The sequence below is a fragment of the Ruegeria sp. HKCCA4008 genome (assembly GCF_013033125.1).
In the GTDB taxonomy this organism is placed as follows: domain Bacteria; phylum Pseudomonadota; class Alphaproteobacteria; order Rhodobacterales; family Rhodobacteraceae; genus Ruegeria.
In genome coordinates this window covers 136,956-154,608 of the sequence record NZ_WQDM01000004.1, presented here as the reverse complement: position 1 = coordinate 154,608, position 17,653 = coordinate 136,956, and the positions used below count along the sequence as shown (strand labels likewise).

The 17,653-nt window shown below is 57.4% G+C and carries 13 protein-coding genes and 1 pseudogene; 2 read left to right on the top strand and 12 right to left on the bottom strand.

Going from position 1 to position 17,653, the window contains the following annotated elements:
* Positions 1 to 9 precede the first annotated feature (9 nt).
* Positions 10 to 651, top strand: a pseudogene (locus tag GOW60_RS11235) (IS6 family transposase).
* 97 nt (positions 652 to 748) lie between these two features.
* Here the strand turns inward: GOW60_RS11235 and GOW60_RS11230 are convergent.
* The 11 genes from GOW60_RS11230 to GOW60_RS11180 form a co-directional block, all read right to left on the bottom strand.
* Complete coding sequence (locus GOW60_RS11230; RefSeq protein ID WP_254443910.1) at positions 749 to 2,212, bottom strand: M81 family metallopeptidase; 1,464 nt, start codon at positions 2,210 to 2,212, stop codon at positions 749 to 751.
* A 16-nt stretch (positions 2,213 to 2,228) separates the two neighbouring features.
* Positions 2,229 to 3,083, bottom strand: coding sequence for an alpha/beta fold hydrolase (locus GOW60_RS11225; RefSeq protein ID WP_171229331.1), 855 nt, complete (start codon positions 3,081 to 3,083; stop codon positions 2,229 to 2,231).
* Between the two features lie 29 nt (positions 3,084 to 3,112).
* Positions 3,113 to 5,131, bottom strand: coding sequence for a CocE/NonD family hydrolase (locus GOW60_RS11220; protein WP_171229330.1), 2,019 nt, complete (start codon positions 5,129 to 5,131; stop codon positions 3,113 to 3,115).
* On the bottom strand, positions 5,128 to 6,129 hold the full coding sequence (locus GOW60_RS11215; RefSeq protein WP_171205890.1) for an ABC transporter ATP-binding protein: 1,002 nt from the start codon (positions 6,127 to 6,129) through the stop codon (positions 5,128 to 5,130). The genes GOW60_RS11220 and GOW60_RS11215 overlap by 4 nt, the downstream gene beginning before the upstream one ends.
* Positions 6,126 to 7,112, bottom strand: coding sequence for an ABC transporter ATP-binding protein (locus tag GOW60_RS11210; protein ID WP_171229329.1), 987 nt, complete (start codon positions 7,110 to 7,112; stop codon positions 6,126 to 6,128). Before GOW60_RS11210 ends, GOW60_RS11215 begins: the two co-directional genes overlap by 4 nt.
* The gene (locus tag GOW60_RS11205; RefSeq protein WP_371813348.1) at positions 7,112 to 7,990 is read right to left on the bottom strand and encodes an ABC transporter permease; all 879 of its coding nucleotides are present in this window, start codon (positions 7,988 to 7,990) and stop codon (positions 7,112 to 7,114) included. Before GOW60_RS11205 ends, GOW60_RS11210 begins: the two co-directional genes overlap by 1 nt.
* The gene (locus GOW60_RS11200) at positions 7,971 to 8,915 is read right to left on the bottom strand and encodes an ABC transporter permease (RefSeq protein ID WP_171229328.1); all 945 of its coding nucleotides are present in this window, start codon (positions 8,913 to 8,915) and stop codon (positions 7,971 to 7,973) included. Before GOW60_RS11200 ends, GOW60_RS11205 begins: the two co-directional genes overlap by 20 nt.
* Positions 8,916 to 8,971: 56 nt before the next feature.
* Complete coding sequence (locus tag GOW60_RS11195) at positions 8,972 to 10,531, bottom strand: ABC transporter substrate-binding protein (protein WP_171229327.1); 1,560 nt, start codon at positions 10,529 to 10,531, stop codon at positions 8,972 to 8,974.
* A gap of 93 nt (positions 10,532 to 10,624) precedes the next feature.
* Positions 10,625 to 11,317 carry an XRE family transcriptional regulator gene (locus GOW60_RS21425; RefSeq protein ID WP_171170118.1) on the bottom strand — a complete coding sequence of 231 codons (693 nt, stop codon included), beginning with the start codon at positions 11,315 to 11,317 and terminating at the stop codon, positions 10,625 to 10,627.
* Positions 11,318 to 11,425: 108 nt separating this feature from the next.
* Positions 11,426 to 13,465, bottom strand: a complete 2,040-nt coding sequence (locus GOW60_RS11185; RefSeq protein ID WP_171229326.1) for an NADH:flavin oxidoreductase — start codon at positions 13,463 to 13,465, stop codon at positions 11,426 to 11,428.
* Positions 13,462 to 14,124, bottom strand: coding sequence for a helix-turn-helix domain-containing protein (locus GOW60_RS11180; protein ID WP_171118256.1), 663 nt, complete (start codon positions 14,122 to 14,124; stop codon positions 13,462 to 13,464). The genes GOW60_RS11185 and GOW60_RS11180 overlap by 4 nt, the downstream gene beginning before the upstream one ends.
* 166 nt (positions 14,125 to 14,290) lie before the next feature.
* Here GOW60_RS11180 and GOW60_RS11175 point away from each other — a divergent pair, with 166 nt between their 5' ends.
* Positions 14,291 to 16,255, top strand: coding sequence for a CocE/NonD family hydrolase (locus tag GOW60_RS11175; protein ID WP_171229325.1), 1,965 nt, complete (start codon positions 14,291 to 14,293; stop codon positions 16,253 to 16,255).
* A gap of 288 nt (positions 16,256 to 16,543) precedes the next feature.
* Here the strand turns inward: GOW60_RS11175 and GOW60_RS11170 are convergent, their stop codons facing one another.
* Positions 16,544 to 17,575: a LysR family transcriptional regulator gene (locus GOW60_RS11170; RefSeq protein WP_256368248.1), complete on the bottom strand. Its 1,032-nt coding sequence runs from the start codon at positions 17,573 to 17,575 to the stop codon at positions 16,544 to 16,546.
* Positions 17,576 to 17,653: the final 78 nt, after the last annotated feature.

Below are 17,653 nucleotides of genomic sequence, written 5' to 3'. Positions count from 1 at the left end.
AAGAACGTCATCTTGCACGCGGTTATCTTCTACCTTCGATACAGCGTGTCGTGCCGTGACCTGGAAGAAATCATGGCGGAACGCGGCGTTAATCTGGATCATGCAACACTGAGCCGTTGGGTCACAAAATACGCCAGTGCAATTGCCGATGTCGCGTGCAGGCGAAAGGGGCCGTGCGACTGTTCCAGGAGAATGGAAGAGACTTGCATCAAGCTAAAAGGAGCGTAGGTCTGTCACTATCGCGCTGTCGACAGGAACGGAAAGACACTTGATTTCATGCTTTCGCAGCGTCGAAACAAACCCGCCGCCGCCACATTTTTCGCGTAGCTGCTGGAGGTCAACGGCCACCCGAGAAAGATTGTCATCGACAAAAACGGAGCTAACACGGCTGGCATCAGAGCGATAAACAAGATGCCGAAAGGCTTTCGCTGCCCGATCGCAGTCGAGATGGTCAGGCGGAAGTATCTAAATAACATCGTGGAACAGGACCATAGCTGCATCAAGAGACGAACACCGCCTATGTTGGGGTTCAAGGCCTTCGCTTCAGCGGCGGCTACATTGGATGGGATCGAAGTGGCGCATATGATCCGCAAAGGCCAACTCACGCCTGGGGTTTGCCCGTTTCACCAATTTGCAGAACTGGCGGCATAAGCCGCGGGTTCGGTGTCAACTCTTCGGTCAATAAGAAACTTTGCAACAGATCCGTTTCGTACTGTTGCGGAGACGACGCTGAGGCACTTTGACACCCTTATATTATGCGCACGCCCGGTCGCAGCTTGGTATACCTGACATCCTTGAGCTGACACGGAAACTGCCCCCGTACGGCACATTTCAAGACTTTTTGCGCGATGGGTTCAAAGTCGGCGCGGAAGTGGGTTGTGCTTTTGACACATAGTATCCGAGCGTCTGCCGGTTCCAAGTTGAACAAACGTATTTGCGCCAGATCCAGACACTGATTTCGAATGCTGGTGACAAGGACATGGATTTGCGTTCCAATCAGCTGTAAGGCGGCCGAAGGACCCATCGTAGCAACGCCGCCGCCATACATTTCGCCCGAATAACGACATCGGCCATCGCTTAAGTGATGCACGCGCACCTTTGAAGCGAAAGGAGCGTCGCCGGGACCTCGACCACCAATCTCGGCCTCGAGTTCCGCGCCTTCGCCCATTTCGTGGGCCTTGGCCGCCAGTTGCGGGTCGTTCAGCAACCCGAGAATGGCCGAGGGGGCGTTTTGTTGCATCAACTCACGTAGCAATCCTGTCGTATCGGCCGACGCTCCAGCCCCCGGATTGTCCTGCACATCAGCGATTACTACAGGCCCTTTGCCATTTGCATGCCGTGCAGTTTCAACAGCATCTTTCGGACAAAGCAGAGACGTATCGAACTGCGTTTCCGCCGCTTGCAGCTTTGCGAATATCTGCCCGGCCATTGCATCGGCATCGGATTGTGACTCGCCGTAAGCCAGGACAGATGGTCCACAATCGGCCGTATCCGCTGCAGTAAACCCAACGGCGAGTTCAACCAGGCGCGCGTTTGGCCCGTCGAAGACATCCAACGCGGCGTACAGCGTTTTGGCGGGGGCGATTTCGGTATACTGGCTGTGCAGCGGGATCAGATATTCCCCCTGCCGCCACGCTTTTGCGGGCGGGCCATTTGTGCAGATTTCGCGCATCATTCGAAAGGCCCGCGCGCCTGTTTCTGCCATGTCGAGGTGCGGATAAGTGCGGAAAATGGTCATCGCGTCCGACAGATCCACCATCTGCCTCGAGATATTGGCATGCATATCGAGGCTTGCAACAAGCGGCAGGTCCGGACCGATGACCTGTCTGATCCGCGACAACAGCTCTCCCTCCCCATCATCCAAAGATTCTGTGACCATGGCCCCATGCAGGTCCAGGTAGACCCCATCAAGCTGCGTCATGTTCGCAAGCGCATTGGTGATGCGTCCGGCAATAGTATCAAAGGCGTGATCCGCAACCTTGCCACACGGTTCAGCAGCGCACCACAGGATGGGTTGTAATTCGACCCCATCCGCCAAGGCAGTTTTTGCGAAACCGGCTATGGGCAGGTTCATACCTTGGGTTATCTTCAGAACGTCTTGGCCCCAAAGCAATTCCGGCCAGCTGTCTGCCTGCTCAAAATCGCTCAGTTGCGTTGGAGTGGCGACGAAGGTATTGGTTTCGTGTTGAAATCCTGCGATAGCAATTCTCATCTGACCCTTCAGCCGCTTATTGCTGCACCAATTCGGCGGTCAAAATCTCACGCAGTTTTGCCGCTACGATTTCTGGTTTGTGGCGGGTCATCGAAACATGACCCAGGCCAGGAATCTCATGGAACACGCCGTTCGGCGCAAGATCAGAAACCACCTTGCACATGACCGGAGCGGTTTGAACATCCTCGGAAAAGGCGATGACATGCATCGGGACCGGGCAGGTTTTCAACCCTTCACGACAGTCGAATTTCAAACAGGCTTCCCACTGATCAATTGTTGCCTGCGGGTCGCGATTACGAAAACGCTCGGTGTAGGATGCTTTGAGCTGCTCCCAAAGCTCAGGCTCGTGCAACGCTTTGGCCGGAAAGGCGTAAACGGCGTAGTGCGGGGCCAGGAAATAATCAGGCAGAGTGATGCCGTCCTTGCGCAAGTCGATCTCGGCCTGCATCCAGTCGCGAGTGAACCCGTCGATATAGGCCGAGGTGCCCATCGGAATTGCCAGCCGCACCTTTTCCGGGAAGTCGATTGCGGTTTGCTGCGTGACCAGCCCGCCCAGTGACAACCCGCAGACAGTGGCCTGACCACCAGCGAAAGCATCAATCACCGCAGCGCAATCGGCCGCGTAATCCTGCATCGACCAGGGCGGAGGGGGCGAGTGCGTGTCACCCGCGCCGCGTGGATCATAAGTGATGCATTTAAAGTGATCTGACAGGCACGAGAATTGTTCGGAATAAGCCTCAGCCGTCTGATCTCCGCCGGGGACGAACACGACCGGAGGCCCTTCGCCTTCAACGACGACTCGCATGGTGACGCCGCCCATGGTCAATTGATGTGTTTCTGATTTTGGACCAAATTCGGGGAAGACTGACATTGGAAGGCTCCTGTGGCCGCAAGGATGCGCTACATTCCGTTGCGGGGAATGATGTGCGTCTTTTCTTCTTCGAAAATGAGTTCATCACCTGACCAGGCTTTTAGGCGTGAGGTCAGGTGAAACTCGGTTGCCGTTGCCCGTTGCTCGGAATAGGTCCAGATTTTCGCGGACCAGTCGTCCCGATCGAAACCGGCCGTTTGCTCCATTGTGGCGACGGCAGACAAGGGATCGCCGGGGTGGATCGTGTAGCGCCGGTCGGACACATCGCTGAGCACCGTTCCGATGTCGTCAAGACGGAAATCGCCGACCGGACCAAACACACCGCCATCCAGAAAGAACCGGTGGGTCACTTCGCCATTCGTCAGATCAGTGTGGACCGAGCGTTCCATTGAGCCATTGCGAACATGGGTTTTTCGCGGGGCCGCGGTTGGTGGCTCCGGTTCCGGCAGCGGACGCGGCTCGGCGCTGCCGTCAGGCTGGACTCTGATCGGCAGGGTCAGCCGGGACATGCCGGGCTTGATCATGAGTGTCACCGGCTGCGGTGCAGGCCACAGAACAGGCCAATAGGCTGAGGCGATTTGCAATGTGATGCGGTGGCCTTCGGGAACATGATAGCCGGTTCCGTACAAGGGAACCGTAACGGTCATGTCTTCACCGGGCGTGATCAGCGTAGGTTGGGTGTCGGTGTTGCGGTGGTTGAGATTGCAAAATCCCCGCGCGATCAGCGTTTGCGCGCCGTCCGGGGCCTCATCCACCAGCAGCACGGCGACATAGGCTTGCGTCTGATCCGCCGATACCGTCAGGTCAACGCTGGGCTGACCCAATAAGTCCAGCGGTTCGGTCAGGGGTGACCCCTTGAACTGTAATGCCCCCCCAGCGTCGATCCGGCAATCCGCTGCCATATCGCCGGGAATGGCGAAAGAGCACATATCGCCCGCAGCGGCACCGAAGCTCTGTGGCGAGCAGATGGACATCGCAGTCCCTGACTGTGCCGTTTCGCCCAGAGTTTGGTCATTCAGCCAGAACGTTTTCTCGGCGATATTGGGCGACGGCCAAGACGGTTCTTCGACCCAGCGCCCCGTGCGTTGCAGATGGGTCCCCGAAGGCGCCGCGCTGTCCTGCAAGAAAAACCGCAATGGGGGTTCATCCATTAACCCCGTGTCGATCCCTTTCAGCCAATGATCCCAGAAACGGATTAACTCGCCAACAAAATCGGCCTTGGGGCCGGGCACGCCTTCATGTGGGTAAAGATGCGCCCAAGGTCCCATCAGGATTTTGACTGGTCCGCCGAGGTGTTCTGCAATGCGGAAGGGCGTGTCCCGATACAGATCCATCCAGCCGCCAAAGAAGTAGACCGGTACCTGTAGGTCCGAGTAATTCTCGCAGATCGAACCACGTCGCCACATCTCGTCGTGGGTTTGGTGCTCCAGCCACATGGCGGGCCAGAATTCAGCGCCTTCCAAACGTTCGCGCCACATGTCGAGCCAGCGATCAGCTCCGACAATTTCGGGGTCCGGCGGCATAGCGTTGTAGAGCTGCATGATTGAGCCCCACCAGAAATTGTCATTGGCCAAACAGCCGCCGTAGAAGTGAATATCCTCGCGCCATCGGTCATCCGTGCCCATCACCGGAGCGATTGCCTTAAGGGCCGGGGGCCGGGTCGCCGCAACTTGGAACGCGTTATACGCCCCCCAACTTTTGCCGAACATGCCGACATTTCCGTCGCACCAGTCCTGATCGGCTATCCATTGGACAATGTCATGGCCGTCCTGGATTTCCTGGTGGGAATACTCATCCTCGGACACGCCTTCACTGTCGCCATACCCTCTTATGTCGACGCGGATTGAGGCGTACCCGGCGGCTGCGAAATACGGGTGCATGCTTTCATCGCGCATACGCGTGCGATCCCGACGCCGGTAGGGGATATATTCAAGGATACAGGGCATCGGTGAAGTTCTGGCTGTTTCGGGCAGCCAGAGCCGGGCAGCAAGCTTGGTTCCGTCAGGCATTGGAATCCAAACGGTTTCAATGACCTCGATATCGTTCATGACGCTGCCTTTTCTGCTAGTTCCGGCGGGCGGGCGCCGGGTTCCAAAGGGAAATGACAGGCGACAGCGCGCCCGTTTGCAACCTGCCGCTCCGGCGCATCCACACTGCAACGCGATTGCGCCCATGGGCAGCGGGTGTGGAACTCGCATCCCGATGGGCGGGCCAGCAATGAGGGGACTTCGGCCGGCAGCGTGATCCGGTCATGTGTCTTATCCGGGTCGGGCTCGGGGTTGGCGGACAGAAGCGCCGCCGTATAGGGGTGTTGAGGCGCACTGAACACCTGTTCGGTGTCTCCGGCCTCGACAAAGCGGCCCAGATACATGACTGCGGTTCTGTCCGCCACATGATGTACCACATGCAGGTTATGGGTGATGATCACCATCGCCAGACCCAGCCGTTCGCGCAGATCATTCAGCAGGTTCAACACTTCGCCCTGCACCGACACATCAAGGCCCGCAGTGGGTTCATCCGCGATGATCAGCGCCGGATCCAGCGCAATGGCGCGCGCGACGCCGACACGTCGGGCCTGTCCACCCGATAGCTGATGCGGGAAACGCGACGCGAAGCTGGTCGGCAAACCCACTAGTGTCAGCAGGCGGTCAGCTTCTTCCCGCAGATTGCGCCCCTCTATACCGTGAATTCGGAAAGGTTCAGTCACCAGATCGCCGACGGTCATGCGGGGCGAGAGGGAGCCTACCGGGTCCTGAAACATCATCGACATGCGTTTGCGAACGGGCTTCATCGCCTTTCGGTCCAACTCGTCGATGCGCTGGTCCTCAAAAGTGATGGCGCCGGCGCTAATCTCCTGCAAACCGTTCACGGCCCGCGCAAGCGTTGTTTTGCCAGAACCGCTTTCGCCGACCAGGGCAAAGGTCTCGCCGCGGTTGACCTCAAAACTCACCCCAGCCACACCCAGGATCGCGCTGCGGCGTCCCAGTCCGCCGACCGGAAACGAGACCTGAACATCTTCGACCTTGAGAATCGGATCGCTGCTCATGCTGTCACTCCGGTTTCTGCTGGTGTGTCCGCGACAAAGCAGCGGGCGACATGGCCTTCCCCGATATCCTTGTCAGGTGGCGGGGCCGAACACGCGTCGCTTACCCGGTCACAGCGGTTGGCAAAGATGCAGCCCGCGGGCCGTGCGCGCAGATCGGGGATTTCTCCGGGTATCGTCGGCAAGTGCCGCGTGCGTTCGCTTTGCCGCGCAGGGTCGCATTCCAGCAGCCGCGCTGTGTAGGGGTGGCGTGGATCCTGGAATATCTGACGGACGGTACCGCGCTCGACCACTTCCCCGGCGTACATCACCACGACATCGTCACAAAGCTCGGCGATGACACCCAGATGGTGCGAGATGAACATGACTGAACAGCCGATCTTTTGCTGAAGGTCCTTGAGAAGTTCGATTGTCGTAACCTCAAGCGTCGCATCCAGCGCCGTTGTGGGTTCGTCCGCGATCAGCAGAGCGGGCTCCATCATCAAGGCCATGGCGATGGCGATGCGTTGCTTCATCCCTCCCGAGAACTGGTGCGGATACCGTGCCAGCGCCGCACGGGCATCGGGGATGCGCACCAATTCCAGCATCTCGACCGCGCGGCTTAGCTTTTCGTCCTTGGAAAGGGGCGAGCGATACTGAATGTTCAGCATCTGCTTGCCGACCGAGATCACAGGGTTCAGCGCGCCCATCGGGTCCTGAAACACGGTTGCGATGCGCGGGCCACGCAGGTCCCGCATGCGCGACGGGGGCAGGGTGGTCAGCTCATTCTGCCCATCAAACAGGATCGATCCGCTGTCGATGCTGCCATTGTCGGCCAGCAATCCAAGAATGGCATTGATCAGTGTGGATTTCCCGCAGCCAGATTCGCCCACGATACCGACAATCCGGTTTTCGGGCACATCGAAGCTGACGTTTTTCAACGCGTGCAGCGGCCCGGACTCGGTCGAGAAGCTGACGTTCAGATTTTCGATGCGCAGCGTGGTCATCAGCGTCCTTTCAGCCGCGGATCGAATACGTCCCGCAGCGTCTCGCCCAAAAAGGTAAAGCCCAGCGTTGTGATGATGATCGGCACGCCGCCAGCAATCGCGATCCAGGCAGTATCGCGGATATTGGTGAAACCGTCATTCAGGATCGAGCCCCAGCTTGGGGTCGGGGGGCGCACTCCAAGGCCCAGAAAACTCATCCCTGCTTCGATGCCGATGACGACCGGGATGTCCATCGATGCGAGGATAACCAGCGGACCGATGACGTTCGGCAGAATGTGCACCCGCAGGATACGCGCCGAAGAAGCGCCCATGCTTTGCGCCGCCGTGACATATTCTGACGTCTTCAACGCGATAGTCTGAGTGCGAATGATCCGCGCGTAACCCGGCACGGTGACCAGAACAACGACGACCATAACGGCGGTCAGCGACGGGCCCATAAGCGTGACCAGCGCAAGGGCCAGCATGACGGTCGGAAAGCTTTTCATTGCATCGAACAAAAGGATCATCAGATTGTCCAGCCAACGCGGCCCATAGCCCGCGATCAAGCCCAGAACGATGCCAATCACCAGCGACACAGCGGTCGAGACCAAAGCCACAAAAAGCGCAATCCGTCCGCCATGCAGCACCCGGGCAAACAGGTCTCGACCCAGCTGATCGGTGCCCATCAGATGCTGTGCACTTGGGCCTTGGAACCGATCACGCGGGTTGATTTTCGTCGGGTCCCAGCTGGTGAGAAAATCGGCAAACACGGCGCCAAAGATGATAAACAGCACAAGGAATAGTCCCAGCGCGCCCAGCGGTTCCCGCAGGATTTTGCGGATCGGGCGCCACAGCTCGGCCATGCGCCCGGGGGCGGGGTTAGAAACTGCTTCTGACACGGGGATCCAAAGCTCCGATGATGAGGTCTGCCAACAGATTGAGCAGAACGAACAGGACAGTCGTGATCAGAACGGTTCCTGTCACGATGGGGAAGTTGCGGGTCAGGATGGCGTCATAGACCAGCTTGCCAACGCCGGGGCGGGCAAAGACGATCTCGGCAAAGACTGCCGATGAGAGCATCTGACCGATGCCCACGCCCAGCAACGTGACCGTGGGCAGGATCGCAATCGACAGGGCATAGCGGTAGGTGATCGTTCGATCTGGCAGGCCAAAGGCGCGGGCGGTGCGGATATGGCTGGCCTCAAGCACTTCGAGCATAGAGGCGCGCACCATGCGGGCGATATAGCCGACCCAGCCCAGACCAACCGCCAGCGAAGGCAGGACCAGGTGCGTGAGTTGATCGCCGAGATTGCCGGGTTCGCCTGCGCCAATGGCGGGCAGCCAGCGCAATTCAACGGCAAAGATCAGCAGCGCATAGATCGCGATCACGAACGAGGGCACGGCAATCATTGCAACAGACAGGATGCCAACGATCCGGTCGGCCCAGCTGCCGCGGCTGACCGCCGCCCAGCAACCCAGCGGAATACCAAGCGCAACCGACCACGTGATACCGCCGACGATCAAGGCCAGCGTATAGGGCAGTTGTTCGAACACGACCGTAGTGACTGGACGGCCCGATAGAACCTCATCCCCTAAATCACCTGTCCAGGCTCCGATGTAAAAGTTCCAGAACTGAACCAGAACCGGCTGGTTCAGCCCCATTTTTTCGCGCAGGGCGGCGCGCATTTCCTCGGTTGCCCGAGGCCCCAGCGCAACCGAGGCCGGGTCGCCGGGGATCAGGTAAATCATGCAAAACAGCAGGAACATGGCGACCGAAACGATCGCGGCAGCCAGCCCAAGCCGTTTGAAAAAATAGCTCAGCATACGCGCCCCCCAAAAGGCCGTGCGGGCGGCGGCCATACGCCGCCCGTTTGCGTGGATCAGGCGGGTTTGAACAGCGGCAGCAGCGGCTCGCCATTCGGCTTCAGGCCCGGATTGACCGTATCCTTGTGGATCAGGCCGACCACTTCGTGCGTCAGGAAGACATAGCAGCCACTTTCATCCATGAGACCTTGCATCTTCTTGTAGATCTCATCGCGCTTGGCCGGATCGCTTTCGACCAGACCTTCTTCGTGCAGCGCCTTGTATTCCGCGTTGTTGAACCGTTCCCAGTTCCAGACGCCAACCTGTTCCGGCGTGAACCAGACCGTCGCCCAGCTTGGGTCAGGGTTCATCGAAAACCGGCTGAGCACCAACTGAAGATCCATGAAATAGTCGCCGTCCTTGGAACCAAGCGTCCAGAACGTCCCACTGTCGTTTTGCTTGATCTCGCAGGTGATCCCCACATCGGCCAGATTGGCCTGTATGACCTGAGCCGCCGTCAGGCGTTCGGACTGGTTCAGGATGTCGAGCGTGACGGTCATGCCTTCCGCACCCGCTTCGGCCAGCAGTTCGCGCGCTTTATCGGGGTCGTAGTCGTATGTCACGCTATCCCGGCTGCCCGGCAGGCCAGGGGCGATGATACCGTTGCCCACGGCCGCTGCGCCGAAATAGGCCGCGTCAACCACAGTCTGCCGGTCAATCGCGTGTTGAATGGCACGGCGGATGCGAACGTCTTGCAGTGCTTCGTTGTCCTGGTTCATGCCCAGCCAGACATAGGCCAGCGAGGGTTTTTCCTCGACAACCGATCCCGCCGGCGGGTTTTCCTTAAGCCGCGGCAGAGAGGATACCGAAGTCCAGGTGTAGTCCAGATCACCAGCTTCAAAACCCAGCTCGGCTGTCGAGGGGTCCTCAATGGGTAGGATGTGGATTTCCTCATACCCGCCAGATTCATAAGCCCAATCCGGGTTGCGCTTTAGAACGGTTTTCTGCTTGGGAACCCATTCAGTCAGAATGTACTGGCCAGATTGCGCCACAGGCTCTGACCCGATCTTGCCGCCGATTTCCTCGACCGCTTTACGGGATACGATGCAAGATGCGGGTGTGGGCAACGTGGTTGTCCAAAGCGGCACGAACTTGTTTTTCAGGTGGATCAGGCCCGAGAGGTTGTCCTTGATCTCAACCTCTTTCAAAGCGCTCCAATCGCCTGCATAGGGGCTTTCATTGGCCGGATCGGCGATACGCTCAATCGAGAACTTAACGTCATCGGCGGTCATCTGGCCAAAGCCGTCCGTGAACCCGATATTGTCGCGCAGTTTAAAGGCGATGGTCAGGTCGTCCAGCTGTTCGATGCTTTCAACAGCAACAGGCCTCCAGTTCCACTCATCGCCCTGTTGGTTTGAGACCAGCGGGGCATAGATCGACCGCATGATGTCGGCCTCGGGCAGAGCCAGCCAGAAGGCCGGGTCCAGCACTTGCAAATCGCTATAGGATCGGATGGTCAGAACTGAGCCATCGGCACTAACTGCCATATGGGGAAATGCGAGGCTGGCTGCGCCCAATGCACCGGCACCGGCCAGAACGGAGCGTCGGGAAACGTCCCCTTTGAAAATCGAACTCATTTGCTTACTCCCTGTTTGTCTTCGTATCCGGGCATCTGTCCGGTTTGGTTGCTTGCGGGCAGGCGTGCCCGCGACTTCAGGTGCCAGCAGGCGTTATCCGTTCTTTTTCTTGTGTGACTGTGGCAGTTGCTCATCAGCGCCGAGCGCTGAGAATCTTGGAATGATCACGGGTGAGTTCACCCAGATCATGCGCGCAGGTTGATTTGATACGTTGCGCAGGACGTGAAGAATGTCTCCGGGAAAGCTGAAACTGTCACCGGTGCGCAAGGTTACGGTTTCGTCCTCGAGCACCAGTTCCAGCTCACCGTCCAGAATGACCCCGTGCATCTCGCCATCGCGCGAGAAATATTGGTCTACGACCTGTTCGGAATAAGGGCGGTAGTCCGAGACGCCCATACAAAACCCACCGCCGATGGAGCTGGACAGTAACTGATCGGCATAACCCGATTGCTCGGCCGGTTCGTCATACAGCATGTTCAGGTTCCGTCGGTTGGACTGGCGCACGACATAGGCGCGCTCCAACGGGCCAGAACCGGGGCGGTGGTTGAAAAACCATTCCTCAGGGACGCCAAGAGCATCGGCAATGCGCGAGATCTTGTTGAGAGACGCGCTGACGGTTCCGCGCTCGATCGCGCTGAGATGGCTGATCGAAACACCGCTGCTGGTCGCAAGCTCGGCCAGGGTCATCTGGCGCGCTTTGCGCAGCTGGCGCACCTCGGCACCGAAGGCTGCAAGACCCTCTTCGCTGGCGGTGCGGGTTTGTTTTTTCGATTTGCCCTGGCTCACGAATCCTCCCTACGCTCGCTGGGTATGTCGGAAATCCTACGTTGGTTTTTCTTCTTCGCAAGAAAAATTATTCAAAATTCCTGTATTGGCGCTGCCTCCCTGCGCTTGCTACCATTGGATGCCTATACGCAGGGCGTCGTAGATTGCTGCGTGAATGTTGCGTGCCGATACGGCGTCACCGATGCGATACAGGTCAAATCTGGCGCTGGGATTGGGTTGCGGAAACAGGTCGCCTGTGCCGGAGACAAGCGCACCCTGATTCACCGCTCCGCGATTGCGCGACAGAGGTTTAAGATCAAAATAGAGATCGTCCAAAGGTTGCGTGCCTTGATTGACAACCACTTGATCATATTCCTTTTTTTCGACCAGATCAGAATAGTCTGTGCCGATATGGGCTTGCAGCTGATTGCCTGATTTTTCGATCGCTTGCAGCGTTCGTGCGACGGTAAACTTGGCTCCGGTTTTCTGCAAAGAGCGCATATAGGGCACCAGATTCATTGCCATAACCTCGGGCGCAAAGCTGCGGTCACGGGTCATGATTTCGACCCGTGCGCCGGAGGCGGCGATGACCTCGGCGGCCATCAGGGCGGGGTGATCTCCTGCATCGTCATAGATCAGCACGTTTTCGCCCGGCTGCACGTCGCCGGATAGGATATCCCAGGCGGATACTGCCAGCTCATTGCCCGAGTCGAGGATCGTTGTATTCGGCAGGCCCCCGGTCGCAATCACGACCAAATCCGGTGACAGCGCGGTCACGTCACTGGCTTCGGCATACGTGTTGAACTGAAACTGAACGTCCCGCGCAGCACATTGCGCCATGCGCCAATCGATGATCCCGATCATCTCGGCCCGGCGCTTGGATTGTGCTGTAAGGCGCACCTGCCCACCAGGTTCGGGGGCGGCTTCCAGAACGGTGACATCGTGCCCGCGTTCTGCGGCGACCCGCGCGGCCTCCAACCCCCCGGGGCCTGCGCCCACGATGACTGCATTCCGACACGTTTCAGCGGCAGGAATGAGATGCGGCATCGACAATTCACGCCCGGTAGCGGGGTTGTGGATGCACAGCGCTTCGCCTGCCTGATAGATGCGGTCGAGGCAGTAGGTGGCACCGACACAAGGCCGTATGTCATCTTCTTGCCCGGCTTGGATTTTAGACACGATCATCGGATCGGCCATGTGCGCGCGGGTCATCCCCACCATATCCAAAAGCCCCGAGGACACCGCATGTCGCGCCGTCGCCACGTCAGGGATGCGCGAAGCATGGAAGGTCGGCATGCCCGTTTCGGCCCGCACCCGCCCGGCGAAATCCAGATGCGGCGCGCTTTTCATGCCCTGCACAGGGATCACGTCCGTCATGGCAGGGTCGGTGTGAATGCGCCCGCGAATGACATTCAGGAAATCCACCTGACCGCTATCGCGCAGCCTGCGCGCGATCTCGAGCCCTTCTTCCTCGGTGATGCCGCCCTTTTCAACCTCATCGGCAGTATAGCGAACGCCGACAATGAACTCTGGTCCTACACGGTCGCGGATCGCATCCAGTACCATGAAGCCAAAGCGCAGTCGGTTGTCGAGATCACCTCCGAACGGTGCGTCCATCGTGTTGGTCAGCGGCGACCAGAACTGGTCCAGCAGATGCCCGTAGGCCTGCAACTCGATCCCGTCCAAACCGGCGGCCTGCATGCGTTCGGCCGCATCGGCATAGTCGGTCACGATCCGCTCGATATCGAAGTCTTCCATTTTCTTCGGAAAGGCCCGATGCGCGGGTTCGCGGTAATGCGAAGGTGACACCGACGGCAGCCAATCGCCCTTGTTCCAGCCGGTGCGTCGTCCCAGATGGGTCAACTGGATCATCACAGCGCAGCCATGGGCGTGGCAGGCATCCGTCAATTCACCCATCCAGCGCACGACCTCATCTTTGTAGGCGAGGATATTGTTGAACACCGGGGGGCTGTCACGGCTGACGGTGGCAGAGCCAGCGGTCATCGTCATCGCAACGCCGGCTTTCGCTCGCATTTCGTGATAGGCGCGATAGCGTTCCTTGGGCATTCCGTCTTCGGGATAGGCGGGCTCATGACTGGTGGTCATGATCCTATTTTTCAGGGTCAGGTGCTTCAGTTGATAGGGTTGCAACAGGGCGTCGCTGCTCATGAGGACGTTTCCCGGTTAGAAGGCTGCGTTGCGACGACATCCTTGGGAATGACGACAGGTGAGACGGCCCAGATCAACCGACAGACCTGATCGGTGCGGTTGCGGGCATGGTGCGGGATGCGTGCGTCAAAGCTGTAGCTGTCCCCGGCGCGCAGGGTGATGAACTCATCCCCGATCTGCATCTCCAGCTCGCCTTCCAAAACCAGCCCGTGCTCTTCGCCTTCGTGTTTTTGTAAAGGGTCGTCCGGGCGTTCTGAATGTGGTGCGTAGACCGCCATGCCCATATAGAATTGTCCTCCGATCGAGCTGGACAGCAGATGATCGGTATAGCCCAGCTCTGCCACGTCCTGACCGTACAGGGTATTCAGGGCTCGACGGTTCTGGGCGCGCACAACAAAAGCCTGTTCCATTGGACCCGCCCCAGCACGGCGGGCAAAGAACCAATCTGGCGTGACGCTGAGCGCGCTGGCGATAGTTTGCAATACGTCAACAGAAGGCTTGGATACCCCGCGCTCAATCGCCGACACGTGACTGAGCGAGATGCCCGCTTCTTCGCTCAGTTGCTTCAGCGTAAGCTGACGGGCTTTGCGTAACTGCCGAACCTCGCTGCCCAGCGAAGAAATAGCGGATGGCAAGGCGACAACTTTGTCAGATGACATGCGGGTCTCCGAAAAATGAGTAGAGTGGATGAACTCTACCCAAATTGAAAGCAGACTAGAATTTTAAAGTCAAATTCTATTTTTGGACGAATAGCACGAAACTATTGCATGTTCGATCTGGATTTGCAGAAGTGAGGCAGACATGGATTCCACGCGGCGGATCAAAATGACCGATCAAACCGATCATCCCTTCAAAGTGTCAGAGACAGACCATCTATGGATCGAAATGCCTGATGGCGTACGTTTGGCAGGCCGTCTGTGGCGCCCGGTAACACAGATGCCTGTTCCTGCCATTTTGGAATACATCCCGTACCGCAAAACCGACATGGTGCGCGCGCGCGATGAAAGGAACCACCCCTACTTTGCAGCCCACGGCTACGCCTGCATTCGGGTTGACATGCGGGGCTCGGGCGACAGCGAAGGGCACATGCCGGATATGTATGCGCAGGCTGAATTGGACGATGCGCGACAAGTGATCAAGTGGCTGGCTGCGCAACCTTGGTGCAATGGCCGTGTGGGAATGTTCGGCACGTCCTGGGGCGGTACGGCATCGTTGCAGGCCAGTGTGAATGCGCCCGATGCGCTGAAGGCGGCGATCGCTGTTTGCGCAACCCATGACCGTTTTGAGGATGACATCCACTATATGGGCGGTTGCGTTTTGTCGGATACGTTCGAATGGGGTGCGACGCTTCCGGCTATTCTGGCCTCGCCTCCAACGGCAAATGTCGGGACAGATTGGAAAGCGCTGTGGAAAGAGAGAATTGAGAACCTTACGTTTCCATTGGAAAACTGGCTGCGCGAGGATGGTAGGGGGCAATACTGGCGACACGGTTCTGTCATTCATCAAGCAGATGCACTTTCTGTCCCGGTTCTGGCTATCGGAGGGTGGAGCGATCGCTATTCCAATTCGGTAATGTCTCTGGTTGATGCGCGACCGACCCAGGTTTGGGGGGTGGTTGGTCCTTGGGGTCACCACTATCCAGATCAAGGGTCGCCCGGACCCGCCGTCGGGTTTCAGAAACTGGCTCTGGATTGGTGGGATCACTGGCTGAAGTCAGACACGTCGCAAACGCCAAACTGGCCGCGGCTTCGGGTTTGGTTACGCGAATACGTTGATCCGAAGGATTTTTTATCTATGGCCACAGGAAAATGGATAGAAAGTGGCCCAACGATTCAAGAAACAAAAGTTCAGGAACTTTCCCTGTCTTCACTAAAACCCAATACCAACCACGAGCGGTGGATCGTTCCAGCAGATCCGACGGTGGGGCAAAGCGCAGGGGATACAGGGTATTTTGGCCGAGTCGGCGGTCTACCCCTTGATCAAAACTTTGATGATTCCCGTTCTTTGGTTTTCGAAACAGCGCCTCTTACAGAGGATCTGATAATCTATGGGTCGGTCGTTTTGAGATTACATGGAGAAACGAAAGACCAACCAAATCAGATTATCGCAAGACTCAGTGATGTAAATTCTGACGGCGTGTCGGCACGTATAACCTATGGCGTCAGGGATCTGTCGCTAGATGAGAACCTGGATCACATTTCGCCCTCTCCAAAATCCGATGCATTTAACGCAGACATCCGTTTTCATTCAACCGCCTACCGCATCCGCAAAGGACATCGCATCCGTCTTGCGTTCTCTTCGTCTTACTGGCCGCTCATTCATGCGGCGGCACCGAAAGGTGACCTGAGTCTGGATGATGGAGAACTTGTTCTTCCTTTGATGGCCAATAAGCCTTCCAACTTAAGCGAACCTCTTCCGCCTGCAGAAGACTTGCCAGAAGAGAAATCGCATTTCACTTCTGCTGCTGACAGGCTGACACGCTGGAATAAAACCCGTGACAACTGTATCGAGATGGGCTGGCGCCAACCACTGGTGAAGACTGCATTCCCTCAGATGGGTACTGTTTTTAGCTACGAAACAGGCATGGTGCATAGATTGAAGACCTCGGATGTCGTCGAGCAGGAGACAAACGTTGATCACAAAATGATTTTTGAGCGACCTGACGGAACCGCAGAGGTTTCAGTTGCTTTGACTGCGTGTTCATCGCTCGGGCATACGACGGTGGATGCTGAACTGATTGTTACATGGAACAAAGAAATCTTCATGACACGGCACTGGCGTAAATCTTAATCAATGCAGCGCAAGTGGTTTCCTCCAACCAGTGGTAGCAGTATTTCAGGTTTTCAATGTCTCGGCACTGGTTGCAATCAAGTAGAAATGTCGTTGGTTCTGCAAAGTACAAATATCACCATAGTGCGCGACGGTAGCAAATCCTGACAACGCAGAGGCTTCATAAATCGTAGCCCCAGCTGGCTTTGCGGTCGTTGATGCGCTTACGATCAGCCAATGAGAGTCAACCGTCATTGCGACGGCCGTTTGGCTTGTATCTTGAACGTTGTTTGCTGGCACATCGTTTCTTCAGTGCCGCTTTGTCCTGTTCTTCTTCGATGAACTCCGGGACGGAACAGAGGCGCTTGTTCTCGGTGGTTGCGGCATGGGTGACGCGCTGATCCTTGTCGAAGACACAGTAGCGGGGCGAGACGCCCTTCCAGCGATTTGCCAGTCCTTAAGTGCATGCGCGACGCGGAGCACCGGCCCATCCTCAGGCTCGTCTGTGCGGAACTTGCAACTCCAATTCATGAGCACCGGATCGGGGCCAAGCGGTATTGCCAGGATACGCTTGGACGCCACATGTGGTGAGACGGCCCATTGAGCCAGAATGCTTGTACCTTGGTTGGCAGCAACCAATTCGACAATGGCTTCGGGCAACTCAACGGCTGCAGTCCAGTTGGGATAGCGACGTTCTGCACGAAACAGTCTTGCAAATTCTTGATCAGGCTCGGGGATCTTGGTGAATGTGATAAACCGTTGCCCTTCGATATCACGTGCAGATACCGATGCAGCCCCGGCCAGCGGGTGTTCTGGCGCGCACACGAATACAAGAGGATCCTGAAAAAGATGCAACGACCGCGTCGCTGCATGGCTCGACTCTCCGGCGACGATGGCCAAGTCAATCTGACGGTCCAGAAGCGATGTGACCATGTCACGACGGTAACCAGCCATTATCTGAATATCGATCGCTGGGTGTTTAGCGCGAAACATTTGCAGAAACGCGGGGAACCAGTGATAGGCGCTGTAGTTTTCCACCGCGATGCGCACGACGTGATCAATGCCCGCATTCATCCGACGCACTTCATCTTCGATCACATACATCTCGCTCAGAAACTTGTCGCTGAATCGGGCAAGATACTCGGCGGCAGCCGTCATTCGCAAACGTTTGTGCATGCGTTCAAACAGGGGCACACCCAGCCTGCGTTCTGCTTCGCGGATTCTGTGGGACAGCGCTGACGGTGTCAGGCCCAACTCATCGGCCGCGTCAACGACGCGACCGGTTTTCCCAATGGCGCGGATCATCTGCAGGTGGCGGATGTCTAGTCGGGGATTTTCCATACTGATCTCTGCATGAAAGTTGTTCATGAAAACCTACGATTAACGCGAGTGTTGCTCAATAATTTTTCGCCAAGAATA

Excerpts from the sequence above, each read along its gene's own strand:
- GOW60_RS11230 (WP_254443910.1), bottom strand. The coding sequence starts at position 2,212 with ATGAGAATTGCTATCGCAGGATTTCAACACGAAACCAATACCTTCGTC.
- GOW60_RS11215 (WP_171205890.1), bottom strand. The coding sequence starts at position 6,129 with ATGAGCAGCGATCCGATTCTCAAGGTCGAAGATGTTCAGGTCTCGTTT.
- GOW60_RS11170 (WP_256368248.1), bottom strand. The coding sequence starts at position 17,575 with ATGGAAAATCCCCGACTAGACATCCGCCACCTGCAGATGATCCGCGCC.
- GOW60_RS11220 (WP_171229330.1), bottom strand. The coding sequence starts at position 5,131 with ATGAACGATATCGAGGTCATTGAAACCGTTTGGATTCCAATGCCTGAC.
- GOW60_RS11200 (WP_171229328.1), bottom strand. The coding sequence starts at position 8,915 with ATGCTGAGCTATTTTTTCAAACGGCTTGGGCTGGCTGCCGCGATCGTT.
- GOW60_RS11195 (WP_171229327.1), bottom strand. The coding sequence starts at position 10,531 with ATGAGTTCGATTTTCAAAGGGGACGTTTCCCGACGCTCCGTTCTGGCC.
- GOW60_RS11175 (WP_171229325.1), top strand. The coding sequence starts at position 14,291 with ATGACCGATCAAACCGATCATCCCTTCAAAGTGTCAGAGACAGACCAT.
- GOW60_RS11185 (WP_171229326.1), bottom strand. The coding sequence starts at position 13,465 with ATGAGCAGCGACGCCCTGTTGCAACCCTATCAACTGAAGCACCTGACC.
- GOW60_RS11225 (WP_171229331.1), bottom strand. The coding sequence starts at position 3,083 with ATGTCAGTCTTCCCCGAATTTGGTCCAAAATCAGAAACACATCAATTG.
- GOW60_RS11210 (WP_171229329.1), bottom strand. The coding sequence starts at position 7,112 with ATGACCACGCTGCGCATCGAAAATCTGAACGTCAGCTTCTCGACCGAG.
- GOW60_RS11180 (WP_171118256.1), bottom strand. The coding sequence starts at position 14,124 with ATGTCATCTGACAAAGTTGTCGCCTTGCCATCCGCTATTTCTTCGCTG.